The organism is Leisingera sp. MMG026 (genome assembly GCF_021654205.1).
Classification (GTDB): domain Bacteria; phylum Pseudomonadota; class Alphaproteobacteria; order Rhodobacterales; family Rhodobacteraceae; genus Leisingera.
The window spans coordinates 1-350 of record NZ_JAKFZM010000172.1 but is presented as its reverse complement, the minus strand read 5'-3'; the positions used below and the strand labels follow the sequence as shown (position 1 = coordinate 350).

1 protein-coding gene is annotated in these 350 nt (G+C 50.9%); it reads left to right on the top strand.

The genetic code is table 11. The features are described from left to right. A partial coding sequence (locus L1069_RS24025; protein ID WP_237457316.1) for a hypothetical protein occupies positions 1 to 266 on the top strand: 266 nt, incomplete at its 5' end. Between the last annotated feature and the right edge of the window lie 84 nt (positions 267 to 350).

Below are 350 nucleotides of genomic sequence, written 5' to 3'. Positions count from 1 at the left end.
GCTGGATGTTTTCTTTGCTGGGTGCAGTGTGCTTGTTGATTGTCATTATTGTTATTCTCCAATCAATCATGCCGCCGACTGATGCTTCATGGCCCTTGGAGAGAGCGAACTTGGGTTGGCTTCAGGGCAATGAAATCGGCGAAAAATTCGTATGTTCTCTCCATAAGAGTGCCCTGGAAGAACATGGGGGTGAATTTGAGCGCCAAACCCCTTATTTTTATGGTCGAAACGGAGATTGGAGAGCTACTGCGCAAAATGCTGGGTAAAAGCCACTCAGGGACGGCCCAAGATGCGGTTCCGAGGGCGGCAAGGTAGCGGCGGCGAGGTTCGTCTACTGTGTCGTCTATGGA